Origin of the sequence: Paraburkholderia phytofirmans OLGA172 (assembly GCF_001634365.1) — a bacterium.
Lineage (GTDB): Bacteria > Pseudomonadota > Gammaproteobacteria > Burkholderiales > Burkholderiaceae > Paraburkholderia.
Map to the genome: position 1 here is coordinate 182138 of NZ_CP014580.1, position 13599 is coordinate 195736.

General features: G+C 60.5%; 16 protein-coding genes. 3 read left to right on the top strand and 13 right to left on the bottom strand.

The genetic code is table 11. The annotated features are described in order from the left end of the window. Positions 1–33: 33 nt before the first annotated feature. Positions 34–1119: an HlyD family secretion protein gene (locus tag AYM40_RS36475; RefSeq protein WP_063501028.1), complete on the bottom strand. Its 1086-nt coding sequence runs from the start codon at positions 1117–1119 to the stop codon at positions 34–36. After that, positions 1116–1823 carry an ABC transporter ATP-binding protein gene (locus tag AYM40_RS36480; RefSeq protein WP_063501029.1) on the bottom strand — a complete coding sequence of 236 codons (708 nt, stop codon included), beginning with the start codon at positions 1821–1823 and terminating at the stop codon, positions 1116–1118. Before AYM40_RS36480 ends, AYM40_RS36475 begins: the two co-directional genes overlap by 4 nt. A 561-nt stretch (positions 1824–2384) precedes the next feature. Between AYM40_RS36480 and AYM40_RS36485 the strand changes: the two genes are divergently transcribed. Continuing rightward, complete coding sequence (locus AYM40_RS36485; protein WP_063501030.1) at positions 2385–2873, top strand: hypothetical protein; 489 nt, start codon at positions 2385–2387, stop codon at positions 2871–2873. A 120-nt stretch (positions 2874–2993) separates the two neighbouring features. On the opposite strand, the gene AYM40_RS36490 is transcribed toward AYM40_RS36485, so the two are convergent. Beyond that, positions 2994–3542 carry a hypothetical protein gene (locus AYM40_RS36490; protein WP_063501031.1) on the bottom strand — a complete coding sequence of 183 codons (549 nt, stop codon included), beginning with the start codon at positions 3540–3542 and terminating at the stop codon, positions 2994–2996. Between the two features lie 338 nt (positions 3543–3880). Between AYM40_RS36490 and AYM40_RS36495 the strand changes: the two genes are divergently transcribed. Next, positions 3881–4462, top strand: coding sequence for a lipocalin family protein (locus tag AYM40_RS36495; protein ID WP_063501032.1), 582 nt, complete (start codon positions 3881–3883; stop codon positions 4460–4462). Between the two features lie 215 nt (positions 4463–4677). Here the strand turns inward: AYM40_RS36495 and AYM40_RS36500 are convergent, their stop codons facing one another. The 9 genes from AYM40_RS36500 to AYM40_RS36540 all read right to left on the bottom strand — a co-directional run bounded on the left by AYM40_RS36500 (position 4678) and on the right by AYM40_RS36540 (position 11242). After that, positions 4678–5328 carry a BON domain-containing protein gene (locus AYM40_RS36500; protein WP_063501033.1) on the bottom strand — a complete coding sequence of 217 codons (651 nt, stop codon included), beginning with the start codon at positions 5326–5328 and terminating at the stop codon, positions 4678–4680. A 275-nt stretch (positions 5329–5603) separates the two neighbouring features. Then, positions 5604–6218: a LemA family protein gene (locus tag AYM40_RS36505; protein ID WP_063501034.1), complete on the bottom strand. Its 615-nt coding sequence runs from the start codon at positions 6216–6218 to the stop codon at positions 5604–5606. 64 nt (positions 6219–6282) lie between these two features. Continuing rightward, positions 6283–6789 (bottom strand): TIGR01841 family phasin, encoded by a 507-nt coding sequence (gene phaP / locus AYM40_RS36510; protein WP_063501035.1) that lies wholly within the window; start codon positions 6787–6789, stop codon positions 6283–6285. 44 nt (positions 6790–6833) lie between these two features. Next, on the bottom strand, positions 6834–7523 hold the full coding sequence (locus AYM40_RS36515; protein ID WP_063501036.1) for a CBS domain-containing protein: 690 nt from the start codon (positions 7521–7523) through the stop codon (positions 6834–6836). Between the two features lie 220 nt (positions 7524–7743). Further along, positions 7744–8010, bottom strand: coding sequence for a hypothetical protein (locus tag AYM40_RS36520; protein ID WP_063501037.1), 267 nt, complete (start codon positions 8008–8010; stop codon positions 7744–7746). A 51-nt stretch (positions 8011–8061) separates the two neighbouring features. After that, complete coding sequence (locus AYM40_RS36525) at positions 8062–9102, bottom strand: zinc-dependent alcohol dehydrogenase family protein (protein ID WP_063501038.1); 1041 nt, start codon at positions 9100–9102, stop codon at positions 8062–8064. 268 nt (positions 9103–9370) lie between these two features. Further along, positions 9371–10117 (bottom strand): beta-ketoacyl-ACP reductase, encoded by a 747-nt coding sequence (locus tag AYM40_RS36530; RefSeq protein ID WP_063501116.1) that lies wholly within the window; start codon positions 10115–10117, stop codon positions 9371–9373. Between the two features lie 256 nt (positions 10118–10373). Continuing rightward, positions 10374–10832 (bottom strand): universal stress protein, encoded by a 459-nt coding sequence (locus tag AYM40_RS36535; RefSeq protein ID WP_063501039.1) that lies wholly within the window; start codon positions 10830–10832, stop codon positions 10374–10376. Between the two features lie 74 nt (positions 10833–10906). Beyond that, on the bottom strand, positions 10907–11242 hold the full coding sequence (locus tag AYM40_RS36540; protein ID WP_063501040.1) for a hypothetical protein: 336 nt from the start codon (positions 11240–11242) through the stop codon (positions 10907–10909). A gap of 399 nt (positions 11243–11641) precedes the next feature. On the opposite strand from AYM40_RS36540, the gene AYM40_RS36545 reads away from it, so the two are divergent. Continuing rightward, positions 11642–12766, top strand: a complete 1125-nt coding sequence (locus AYM40_RS36545; RefSeq protein ID WP_063501041.1) for a PAS domain-containing sensor histidine kinase — start codon at positions 11642–11644, stop codon at positions 12764–12766. Here AYM40_RS36545 and AYM40_RS36550 read toward each other — a convergent pair. Next, positions 12732–13562 carry a potassium channel family protein gene (locus AYM40_RS36550; protein ID WP_063501117.1) on the bottom strand — a complete coding sequence of 277 codons (831 nt, stop codon included), beginning with the start codon at positions 13560–13562 and terminating at the stop codon, positions 12732–12734. The genes AYM40_RS36545 and AYM40_RS36550 overlap by 35 nt on opposite strands. Positions 13563–13599 lie beyond the last annotated feature (37 nt).

Here is a 13599-nt window from a genome sequence, read left to right on the forward strand (position 1 = left end):
GCACCTTAGCGCAGGTCTGGACGAGCGAAGACATTATTTGGACCCGATAAAGACATCGACCAACAGGCCCGGATAAATCATCGGAAGATCTTTCTTCCTGAAGCGGAAAATCACCGGCAACACGCGCAGATCGACCTTTTCCTCGCGTTGATTGGATAGCTCGATCTTGGGCGACACATAGGGCTGCACGCGCACGAACTCCAGCGGCACCTTGATGTCGGTGCCGCGCACCGAGAGTTGTGCCTGGATGTGTGCAGGAGCGGGCAGCCGTGAGACGAGAATCTCGTCGATGTAACAGCGCACCGACAGATAATCCTGCGACGCACCCATGACGAGCAGTGGATCGAATCCCTGCGTGTAAGCGTCGTACACGCCCTGCGACGATACATAGCTGCCGGGCGTTCCGTTGAGCGCCAACACGATTCCATCGGTTTGCGCCCTGACGGTATATTTTTGCAGCAGCGCGCTAGCGGCCTTGTAGGACTGGGTGAGCGCCTCATACTGCTTCTGTGCGTTGCTGATGTCGTAACTCCACGCCCCCGCCCGCGTCAGCTCGTACTGCCGCTGAGCGACTTCCAGCGTGGTCTGCGCCTGGGCGACCGCGTCTTGCGCGGTATCCACCACATCCTTGCTGATCGACCGGTTGTCGATCTGGTAGGAGGCAAGGCGCTTGTCATACTGATCGCGGGCGGCTTTGAGGTTCGACTGCGCCTGATCGACCTGCGCCTTCGTCACCGCCAATGTTTCCTTGCGCGGCTGTGCCTGGAGTTCCTGCAAGGCAACCCACGCCGCCTCGGACTGTGCGTGCAGCTGCTCGGTAGTGGCAATCTGCACAGAATCGTCGATCTTGAGCAAGGGCGTTCCGGCCGTGACCTGTTGACCCTCATGCACCAGTACCTGCGTGATCGGGCCCGACACCTCCGGATAGATATTGACGTTCTGGCCGCCTACCTGTTCGCTTTCGACAATGCCATCCGCGTAGATCGCCGTTGCATACGGGTTGCTCACGGGCGTGAACACGGGCGGTTCAGCCTTGCGTTGCATGCCGAAGACAAAGGCGCCGACCAGTCCCGCCAGGATGCCGAGAACCGAAAGGGCAAAAATGATTCGGGTTCTCATTCTGTGCCCTTGTCGAGACCGGTGATGCGCCCGTCTTCCATATGGATGATCCGGTCAGCGTATTCGTTGATGCGTGCATCGTGCGTTACGATGACAATGCAACGATTCTGATTGAGGATCTTCTCCTTGACGAAGGCAATGATCATCCTTCCTGTGTCGCCGTCGAGCGAAGCGGTGGGTTCGTCGAGAATCAGGATCTGTGGACCACTCACGATCGCACGCGCGATCGCCACACGCTGCTGTTCGCCTCCCGAGAGCTTGACTGGCAATATCTCGCTGCGGTTTTTCAGACCGACGACTTCAAGGCATTTCACCGCGGCCGTGATGGATTCTTTCCAGTCCTGATGTTTCAGGATCAACGGAATCGCGACGTTCTCGGCGCTGGTGAGTCGTGGAAACAGATGGTAGTCCTGGAAGACAAAGCCGATACTATTCAGACGAAAGTCCGCCAGACGGTCGTCGTCCAATGTCCAGAGGTCGTCGCCGTTGACACTCACCGTGCCGGCATTGGGACGCAGGATGCCGGAGATCATGCTGAGCAAGGTGGTCTTGCCACTTCCGGACGGTCCGACAATAAATAACATCTCGCCGAAGTGCGCAACGAAATCCACGCTGTTGACGGCCGTCATCCGCGTGCTACCGTCACCGAACCATTTGGTCAGGCCGGTCGCTACGATGGCTTCGTGTTTCGCTTGGTCAATCATCTCGGGAACCCGTAGCCACTGCCCGCGCCGAATCAGACCTCCGATCCGGCGCCCGCTTTGTCGAGCCATGGGGCGGCGTTTTGCGTTACGTACATGAGTAACTATCGTGTCCGAAAACGAATCCACGCAATTGATTTAGGTCAATTAGGGTCATGGGAATCATTCCACCTCGGGATTCCCTAAGCTCTACGAGCTGGCATCGGCCCGAAAGCAGAACGCCCAGTGATACACGACGCTTTCATTCTTGCGTTAAGAAGTAGCGGCTGTCCGGTTGCGTGCGACGGGCGGCAGCGGTGGGCAGTTGCTGGCCTGCCATCCCGATCTGGCGGACGCTGGCCTGGCATTGCCCCTACCGGGGCATCAGTTTCTCCGTTGATTTGTATCAATCCGCCTTTTCACGGGGCGTCTAATGTGGGATCAACCGACGCAAGAATGCGCTAGTCATGAGGCCTGTGCGCCGCATGGTTTTCTTCACCACTTTCGACGCACGGCCGGACCGATCCTAGCGACCTCGTGGTTCTGTTTCGCTAGCGTGTTCACCGATTTCAGAAGGAGCTCTCCATGTCCCACCGCACCGAAGAAGTTGTATATCTGCTGGACCGCGCAACGACGCTCGACGCCACCGTGCGGGCGCTTGCGCTTGCGCTCGAGGCTCCGAACGAGGACCCGGAATTTGCACTTAAAGGCATCGAGTACAAGGCATTGAGCGACCAGCACGGCTTTACCGTCACGCTGCACGGCCTCACGCTTGTGCCCATCTATGAACACGTGCTGGACCGATCCGGCGAATGTCCCGATCTCTTCGCACGGATTCACCTGTGCCTGCCAGGCGATGGCGGGAAAGCGGGTAAACCCATCGTCAGTCTTCTAATCGCAGACACCGGCGACTATTCGGACGATGGCAGCACCAGGATGGGCTACAGCACGTTCGATGTCACCGGCAAACCCAGCGAGCGCAACCGGTATCGGCTTTCGGTCTCCGTCGCTCAAGCGTTGCAGGCGATTTTGCCGGTGCTTTCTGCGGCAGAGACCGTGTCTTCCTCTGCGTAGGCCGTACACAATCCAGCGGTAGCCGGACCACTGCGGGGAGCACTGCGCGTCGCATGGTTTCTGCGAATGTCATCATCGCGCTCAAAAGCAGCGGTGGATTCAACCGCTCGTTGCCACACCTCAGGGCAGGTGGTCATCGCCGTTTTGCTCGTGGAGCGGGTCAGGGCTCTTCTGGGTTGACCGGAGCACGCCGGAGTCGTCGAAATAGAAATGGAACAACTGATACCACACACCGTCTTCCAGATACCGATAGCTCCATACCTCGCGCTTCATCAGAGGGAAGTACGCGGTTTCCTCGGGCCGTCCGAAGTTGGCGAGTACGTCATTCTTCGTCCATTTGTCGACCTCCGCGCGATAGAATTCGCTCGGTTGCAGCACCTGGCGGACACTGATCACCTTGCCCGTCGCGTCAATGTCCGCCGCCGTGGTCACTTCACCCATCGGCTGCGTCGGCCACATCAGACGTTTCGCGCCGTTGGGCAGGTCGTACACCTCCCGCGGCGGCCCGAGTCTTGCAATGACATTGGATTCCGGTTCGCCAATCTGGAAACCCTGCCAGGGCTGCGCACAGGCGCCCAACGCAAGCAGTGCCGCGCAGGCCAGCCCGCTGCATCTGCGCCTGGCCTGCAGCAATATTGCGCTGTTCGTTATCGGACGATGGAATCTCATGCTGGACTCCGTAAATTGGTTCAGTTCACAGTTTTGACACCCAACGCACAACAAGATTCGACTATGGCTACGTCGGCCGTAACGTCAGTGACAGACACAGACGTCCGTCGCAGCGGCTCTCCGATGACCCCGCATACGGGCGTCCGGTAGACTTCGTAGAGGCACGATCAACGTACGATCTGTGGATATAGCCTGGCACTGCCGGCAACCAGGCCCCCAAGCACGGCCGTCAACACAAGCAGATCGATCCCCAGGCCGCGCTTCCATATAATCGAAATTCCGTTGAAGATCGCAATAAACAGTACACTTCGTGCAAGAATGCCGGACCGGAAAACCCCATGCACAAGTCAATTGCGTGCCTCGCCTCGCTCGTCGCCTGCATTGCCGGGTGCGCGCACAATCCGGCGGTCTCGCCGCATGCGCAAGCGTCCCAGTCGGCATGTGTCGCGGGCCCGCCGATCGATCTGGAGCGGTACATGGGGCGGTGGTACGTGATCGCGGACACGCCGTTTCTGAGCGAGCACGATTATGTCGGCAGCTATGATGAATGGTCACTGCGCAACGATGGAACAATCGACGATAAATATCTCGGCCGGCGTCACGGCTTCGATCAGCCAGCCACGGGAAGCAACTTCGTAGCAAAGGTGATGTCCGGAACTGGTAACACGAAATGGCGCGTCGGACTGATCTGGCCGTTCGAAGTGGTGGTCGTCATCGCGTATGTAGACCCCGAGTATCGTTACACGATCCGCTGCATGGCCGACGGGAACATGGTGTGGGTGCTCTCCCGCACACCGACGATGGATGAAGCCGTATACGCGGACATGCTCGCCAGGCTTTCTGGCATGGGCTTCCATATTGACCGGCTACGCCGGGTTCCACAAAGCCCGGGGCAAATCGGTCTACCCGGTTTTCAGTGAGGGGGTAAACGAAATAGGGTTCGCCAGGACGAAACGCGACGCGGAATCGTCCGATCAAGAGCGCGCCACTACTTCCCGCTGAGACCGGGCAAATCGGCGGACGGACTGCTTCAGCACCTTTCAGCCCGCTCAAGGTTTCCAGGCACGCGTCCCTAACAACTTAAGCGACGCGCATGAAACCGGCAACAAGCGCGGCGCCAGCGAGGCTCGCCGCGTCAGCCGATCACAAGACGGTCGACAACAGCCTTCACGCCAGGCGTCGAACGCGCAGCCCCCGACACGATGGAACGCTCAATGGTCGAACTGAGACGCCCCGAGAGGACCACCCTGCCGTCGTCGACTTCGACACCCACATGCTTCAACTCGCGATCGGTATGGCGCTGGATGGCTTTGCGGATGTTGTATTCGATGTCGAGCGGGGATGCCACGCCACGAATCCTGATGTTGTTCGTCACGCCAGTCACGCCGCGCATGTGGACGATATTTTTCTCGGCCATGTGACTACGGTAACCATCCTCGACTTCTCCGCTCAATGTCACCCAACCCTTCTCGACCTTGATCTTGATCGCATGCTCTTCGAGACCCGCGATCCAGTCGAGAACGGCGCTCACGCTCAAGGCAACGTCCTCGTCAGTGCGTTGTTCAGACTCGCGAAGTTTCACGTCGATGCCGACTACCACCGCGACGACACCGGCGATTCTGAGTGCGCACTTTTCAGCCGCGACCTTCTTCGCATAGTCCGGAACGTGTCCGGTGAGGGTAACGATGCCGTCCACCACGGCGACGCCTATCCCGTTTGCGTCGACGGCCGCGTTGCTCATTAGTTCGTCCTCTACTTCCTGCTTCAGTTGACTGTCCGACTTCATGGAAGTTGTCCTCCAAAATGACCGCGCAGCGTAACAGGAGGCTGCTGCGAGGTTGATTCAGCGCGGCAAGCATCCCGGGATGGCAATTCCTGTCCCAACGCATATGCGCCACATACTCAGCCTATTACGCCCCTGCACGATGCGATTGATCGAGGTCAAGCGTGACGCGATCGGATGGAATCCGCGCCCCAGGCGCGACCTCTATACGCTCACGACGATCAGGGCATCGCGACGCCGCAGTGACGGACGGTTCCGCAAGTGCAGAGCAGTTTTCATCACACTCGCATCGAGCCGCGCAGCGTGCCGAAATCGGTGCGCGGCGGCCGCGTCGCCGTCACGGCGGCAGCGCTGAATTCAGGCCGTTCGTGCAGCGCCAGGATGCGTGCCTCGACCTCATGCGGGAAAGCATTCAGGCTGGCGTTATAGCGGTCGGCTGCCTCGTTGTATGCTTTTTGTGTGACGGCGACCTGCCTGTCAACCCCACCCAGTTGCCTGGACAGCGACCTGAAGCGCGGGTCTTTGTGAAAGGACCTGTCATTGTCGGACTCGACCAGAAGACGCGATAGCGCGTCGCCCAATTGCCGCTGTGCGATCTCAAACCGCTCGAAGGCAACCTGCTCCGCCAGCGCTCCCGGGGCTATCCGGATGCAATCCAGATCGGCTTGCGCGGCCGTCACTGCCGCGACAAGCGTATCGTTTCGATTCGGAGCGGTCTGCACCAGCATGATCAGATCCTTGGCGAGTTCGGCACGCTTCTCATACTGCAGAAGGACATCCTTCAGCGCGGCACTCACCTCGGTATCGTCCACCGGCACGTAGCGAGGCAGGCAGCCGCCCAGCAAAGCGACAGCGACGAGCGACATGACCGTCCATGCGATAATTTTCCTCATGTATCAACCTTGATGCGTGTTAGCTCCGCCGGGCCGATTTGCGCACGCGATATACCAAAGGCCGTTATTCCGTGCGCATCGGCTGTATCGTCTTCTTGTCTGGTCGCCCCTTTTTGCCTTCAGTGGTTACTGTTGCCGCATGCCCGGCGGCGGGTGCCAAGGGCATCGCCGGCTTTGCTGGCACATCGCAAGGCACCCGCGACTGAGTAGCAAGGCTGCCGAGCAGGTCTTCCGAGAAATGCGGCTGCCGGGCTGCGCAACCCGGTCGCTGCGATGCCGAATCCCGCTGAAGATCGCACATGATCTCGAAGAACTGCCGACAGTACGACTGTGTCTGGGCGAACTCGACCGGCGTGAGCAAAGTCGGCAGACAAAGCATTTCCGGCAGATTGTTCGCGACGCAAGTCCGGGCAAGCGCTTCCTGCGTTTCAGCGAGTCCGAACCGGATTGCCTGCAGATTCAACGCGGTCAGCCTCTCGAACGCGTCGCAGGACCGGGTGGTGATGGCGAACAGTTTGTCGAAGCCACTACTTTCCATGCTGAGCCATTGCTCGGGAATGAGCTGAGTCATGACGCCTCCAATCCTGAATGCCGAACCGTTTCGGCCGCTGTCTGCTAAATGCCTGGCATCACCGGATAAGGCTCAGTGTGATCCTCCACGCGCTTGACGCCGGGTATGTTTTGCGCCGCCACACGAACCGCGTCGACGACTTCCTTCGAATGAAAGATGCCCCACAGATGCACGACTCCGCTGGTAACCACGATATTGCGTCCGGCAAAGCTCCACTTCCGGCCCGCCAGTTCGCCCATCAACATGGCGCGAATCTCGGCGTCCGAGAGCGTCACATCCGTTGACGGCTCGTCCGGTACGCTCGCCAGCGCCTGTACAAGATTGGCGCGGCTCACGATGCCCACGAGCTGCGACGCTTTCATCACGGGAACGCGTTTGATGCGCCGCGTCTCGAGAATGCCGGCCACTTCGCCGAGCGGTGTTTCGGGCTGAACGCTCACCACGCCGGGGGTCATCACGTCGCGCACTTTCACCGCATGGGTCTTGATGTAATCTCGTGCTTCGTGGCTCGCGGACCAGAGATCGAGCCACGAAGTTCGCGTGCGCTCCTCGGTGCCGATTTCGCTGCGGCGAAGCAGATCACCTTCGCTGATCATGCCGACGACACGGCCGTCCGGATCCAGGACCGGTGCGCCACTAATGCCGTTGTCGATAAAAACTCTGGCGACCTCTCGCACCGTCATCTCGGGTGTGACCGATATGACATTGCTGGTCATGACATCTGATGCGCGCATGGTAAGCCTCCTGAACAGTTAGGACCTTGAATTCGTGGGACCGGCCCGTCTCGATGGTCAGTATCCGGACGCCGGCAAGCCCTCGTGTGGTTTGAGATTAGGCCGGCACGGCGTCCTGTCGTTTGACATGGATCATCTCGAAGGCCGTTGCGTGCGCCTGTCGATCCATCTGCTGTGACAACGCCTTGCGAAGTGATAGACAGGGAGCGTGTGACAGACATCACTCCGGCCCAACGGCCGATTCGTGCGGCTGAATCGAAAATGTGTTCGACATTTTGAGCCTCACCCACTCCATGCCTTCGCGCAAACCGCCAAGCACGGCTTCGCGCTCCGTGGGAAATACATTGCTGTGGATGAACTCATGTTTGAAGATTCCCTCTGGCGTGTGATGGCTGAACTGGATCGAGCAATTGAAGCCGCCTGCTGTGCGATGTGTGGTTGCGGCGACTGACCAGTCGCCGTCGCTCACGTTACCCGAGATTGTCATGAGTCGCTCCCTGTTGATGCGTCGTCATCGCGGATCGAGTCTTCTCAACGGCTAGGACACCTCGATGATGACTTTCAGCGCATGCGTCTCGGCCGCGCGGCCGAAAGTGTCGTAAGCACCTGCCACATCGTCGAGGTGGAAGCGGTGCGTGACCAGCCGCGCCGGGTCGATGCGGCCCGATCGGACGGTTTTGAGCAGCATCGGCGTGCTCACGGTATCGACGAGACGCGTCGTGATCGCGATGTTGCGATCCCACAGTTTTTCAAGGTACAGATCGGCTTTCACGCCGTGCACGCCGACGTTCGCAATCACGCCGCCGGGCGCAATGAGCGCCTCGCACAACTCGAATGTAGCCGGTATGCCGACCGCCTCGATCGCGCAATCGACCCCCGTCTGCTCCGTCAACGCCATTACAGCGGCAACTGGATCGGCGTGGCCGTTATTGATGCAGGCGGTGGCGCCAAAGCGCTTCGCCACTTCAAGTCGGTTCGCATCGTGGTCGATCATCACGATCTGCGCCGGCGAATAGAACTGTGCGGTCAGCAGTGCAGCGAGTCCGATCGGGCCTGCCCCGACAATTGCCACCGTGCTGCCCGGTTGCACCTTGCCGTTCAGCACGCCGCATTCGAAGCCGGTGGGCAGGATGTCCGAAAGCATCACGAGCGCGTCTTCATCGGCGCCGGCCGGAATCGGATACAGACTCGTCTCGGCATGAGGAATGCGCACGAATTCAGCCTGGGTGCCGTCGATCTTGTTGCCGAGAATCCAGCCGCCGGTGGTGCAATGCGAATATATGCCGCGCCGGCAGTAGTCGCATTTACCACACGACGAAATGCATGAAATCAGCACCCTGTCGCCCGGTTTGAACGCCGACACCGCCGCGCCGACTTCCTGCACGATGCCTACCCCCTCGTGGCCCAGAATGCGCCCCGGCTCACAAGTCGGCACATCGCCCTTCAGAATATGCAGATCCGTGCCGCAAATCGTGGTGCGCGTCATCTTGACGATCGCGTCGCCAGGTGCGGCGAGCTTGGGAATGGGCCGTTCGTCGAGCGATTTCTTGCCCGGACCGTGGTACACAAGCGCTTTCATAGGGGTTGCCTCCGTTGATTGAAACGAGCCTGCTGTACGATCGACTTTAGGCTGGCTCACGCAGCGCCGATTGACATGAATCAAGCGATACGCACCGGCGCTCACGCAGCGGAATGAATGTCCCCCATCAATTTCCACCAACCGCGCGCATTTATGCTGGACGAGCCCTCATTGCTAGCGGGGCCGATTATCTCTCTTCGCCACCTCTCCGGCCGCGGCATACTTGATTGAAGACGCGGGAGGGCCTGCTCCGCCCCCTCCCCGTCTTTCAGCCCATGTGCATGCCACCATTGATCGCGAAGTTCGCGCCTGTGACGAAGCCCGCATCGTCAGAACAGAGAAACGCGATCAGCGCAGCGACTTCGTCGGGCTGTCCGAGCCGGCCCACCGGAATCTGCGGCAGGATCCTCGTCTCCATCACGTCCTTCGGCACGGCCGCGGTCATCGCGGTTTCGAGGTAGCCAGGCGATACGGTGTTGACCGTCACGCCGTGTTTCGCGACTTCCAGCGCCAGCGACATGGTAAAGCCGTGAATCCCGGCCTTGGCCGCCGCGTAATTGGTCTGCCCGAAAGCGCCGCGCTCACCGTTCACCGAGCCGATATTGACGACGCGCCCGAAGCCTTGCGCAATCATTCCGCCGAGCAAGGGCTTGGTCATATTGAACAGCGCGTCGAGATCGGTGCGCAGCACGGCATCCCAGTCGTCCTTGTTCATTTTGGCAAAGGTCGAATCGCGCGTGATGCCGGCATTGTTGACGAGAACGTCGACCGAACCAAATTCATTCAGGACGCGCTCGGCGCAATGTGCGCACGAGTCGAAACTGGTCACGTCTGCTTCGTAGGCGTGGAAACGGCGGCCGGCGTCGCGTTCGCGCATGACCCAGGTTGCGACGTGGTCGTTGCGTTCGGAATGCGACATGGCGACAACCATACCGGCATCGTGCAAGCGCCGGCTGATGGCGGCGCCGAGCCCCCCCATGCCACCGGTGATGAAAGCAACGCGCTTAACCGGCATGGTGTTCTCCTTGTGCGAGTTCCAGGTTCGCTCGATACGCATCAAACTGCGCGGTGCGTTCAGTTGCCATGGTGCCCCTCCAGTCGTGGCCAGATGAATGACATATGCGCCGCGTGGCTATCTCGCGGTCGAGTTCGCAGCAGCAGCCTGTTCAATGTACGCGGCGCTCCCAGAGACCGATTGATGTGTATCAAGCGTGCGACGCTCCGCGGAGAATGTCGAATTCGAACGGCCAGCGCGCCTTCCTGAACGACATTCAGGCACCGGTCCATGTTTCCCTGATCAGCAATACGGGACACGTCGATTGCCGCAGGAAACGCTCCGCGACACTGCCGATCACCATGCGTCGCATGCCGCGTCGCCCATGCGTGCCCATCACGACAAGCTCGGCGCGGAGCCGGGAGGCGCAGCGAGCGAGGCAACTTGCAACATCCTCGCCGATGCCTTGCGTCTCGATGATCTCGGAATCACCCACGACGTCGAGCGCCTGCATCTTTGCGCAAGCCTCGTCGAGGAACCGGCGTCCTACCTGCCGCGCCGTGTCGGTCAGCAGATGTGGATCGCAGGCACCCGCATACGTGAACGCGGCAGACTGGTCCAGCACGTGGACAGCCGTCAGCTTGCCGCCCGACAGTTTGGCGATCCGGATCGCCTCGTTCACCGCATACTTCGACGCTTCACTCCCGTCCACTGCCACCAGAATATTTGCGTACATGACTCCCTCCTAGAGGAGTATCGGGAAGAACAGGCCTCGCGCTGCAACGGACGCAGGCTTGCCCGGCACCGCGTTTAGACCGGGTGTCGGTTGAGTTTCCGCTCAGCGACATCAAATGCGGCCCGTACCGCCATGTTTGGATCGGCGTTCGAGCAATGCTCGATCGGCACGAGATCGCCGTTACGCATGATAAGGTCGAGCCGTGCGTCAAAAACCGGACAGCGGATATCGGTGGCAGGCGCGCCGGCCCGGGCACCGCCCGGCCGTTCACGAATAGCCTCGATCGCCAGGTGGCAACCCGCGATAGACCTGCTGAACCGTTCGAGGCGCACCAGCTGTGTCGCCGCCTCGCCCTCAATCTGCGACGTCCCGGCAAAGCCGAGGTAGACGATTTGCATGCTGACACCCATCTCTGCTCTCCCAGACGTGCCGCGATTTCTCTGGTGAGGCCGGCTCCTTTTCGCGACGTCAGGAAGATCGGCGGTACATCGTTGCCGGCAGCGTCCAACGACGCTGCCGCTCCCACCGCTTCTTTGCGGATTTTCTGATTCATTCGCCGAGCGCGCGTGGGCGCTCTGGCGTACATCTCTTCGCATTCACGTCTGCCCAGTAGCGACGTACGACTGACGGCATGATTGAATAATCGGCGCGAACGGCGTGGGGCAATTGACTTGTGTCAACGCATTTGCAAGCTGCGCGCCGGGCTGCCACACGTTCCGAGCCCTGAGCCTGCTGTCCGCAAACGGCGTAAGCTAGGAGGGTTATGCTGTTCCGCCGACCGTCCGGTGGTCTGTAACGTTCGTCAGGAGATGCCGGTGAATTTCAAATGGAATGATGCGAAACACAAAGCCGGCGCGGTGAACGACTCCGACGTCCCGGTGGAGGACCGCTATCAGTTACTGATCGATGCGGTGCAGGACTATGCGATTTTCATGCTGGATCCGGACGGACATGTGGCGAGCTGGAACAGCGGCGCGCGCAAGATCAAGGGCTATTCCGCTGACGAAATCATCGGCCGCCATTTTTCTGTTTTCTATACACCTGAAGACGTCGCCTCGGACAAGCCCGGGCGTGAACTTGCCCTTGCCGCCGCCCGTGGCCGGGCGGAAGACCAGGGCTGGCGCGTGCGCCGGGACGGTTCGCGCTTCTGGGCCGACGTCACGATCACCGCGGTGCACGATCCATCCGGCGCGCTGCTCGGTTTCGCCAAGGTCACGCGCGATATGACCGAGCGCATGCGGCTGGCAGAACTCGAGCACAGCAGCGAATTGGCGGCGCAGATCCAGAGTACGCGCGAGGACGAACAGAAGCGCATCGCTCGCGAATTGCACGACGACCTTGGTCAGCAGCTGACGGCACTCAAAATGGGCATTGCCGCGCTGGAGGCGCAACTGGCGGCGAGCAACACTCACCCTGCCGCGCTAGCCGCAACGGCCGGACTGCAACAGCAGATCGACGTCATGATGGCATCGCTGCGGCGTCTCGCGTCCAACCTGCGACCGCCCATGCTGGACGACCTCGGCCTGGCCGCCGCTCTCGAGTGGCTTGCCGAGGACTTCACCCATCGCTACGACTTCGAGACCGTCGTCGAAGCCGGTCTCGATGAGGCGAGCTTCACGCCGTCCGCTTCTACGACAATTTTCCGTATCGTCCAGGAAGCGCTGACCAACGTCGCGAAGCATGCAGAGGCGCATCACGTGCTGATTGCGATTTCGACCAGCGCCGACACCTGCACCGTACGTATTGAAGACGACGGCCGTGGCACGCAGCTCGACGATAAGCGCAGGCAGCGCTCATTCGGATTGCTCGGCATGCGCGAGCGAGCACGCCAGTTGGGCGGGTTCGTCCAGCTGGCTAGTGCACCCGGCTCCGGCTTCCGGATTGCCGTTCATCTCCCCCTCAGCGCGATTCAGGCGGACGATCACGCCCGATAGCCCCCTCGTCGACGTGCGCCTGGCTGCCGATACGGCCCACCTCTCTTCGCAGCGCTGCGATTTCCGCCTGCAAGGTCTTGATGTCGCGATGCATTTCACGGCGCAGCAGTCGCTCTTCCTGTTCGACGAAGATCGCCGCAATGCTCGCGAACACCAGCGACAGCAGGCCGTAGCCGAGCAACACCACGAAGGCCGCGAAAACCCGCGATGCCGGCGTGGTCGGCGCCATGTCGCCGAAGCCGACCGTCGCGCTACTTTCGAACGCCAGCCAGACGCCCTCCGCATAGCTGTGCACGCTCGGTTCGAGCCAGTAAAAGCCCGCGCCCGCCGACGCCAGCAGGACCGCAGCAATTGCCAACAGCAAAAGTAAGCGATTGGGCGAGAAAAACGCCCGCACCGACATGGCGATGCGCGCCGCCACGAGTCCCACGAACAGAATGCGCAGCACCCATTCGAGCGACGACCACGTGGACACGCCCCACGCGACGCTAGCCGCCGCGCCCATTGTGATCAACAGGTCGTAACGGTTTCGCATGAGAAACCGCCTGGGATGGCGGCTCAGACGGGCCATCCAGGCGAGCGAAACGGCGAACCCGGCCGCCATACAGGCGTAGAGCGCCCTGCCCGCCGGATGCAGCATCGGCAAATCGACGGCCAGTTCGAAGTAGAAAGCGGGAATGGCGAGCAGGCTGAATCCCAACAGCACCCACTGTAGCCAGCGCCATGCACGCACCGCCCGCGCGTTGTCATGGGGATCGACACCGCCGAGGCCCGCAATGCGAAAACGCTCGTTCATTTCGCCACCGAATTCGAGGTTAGGACGCTGATTGACC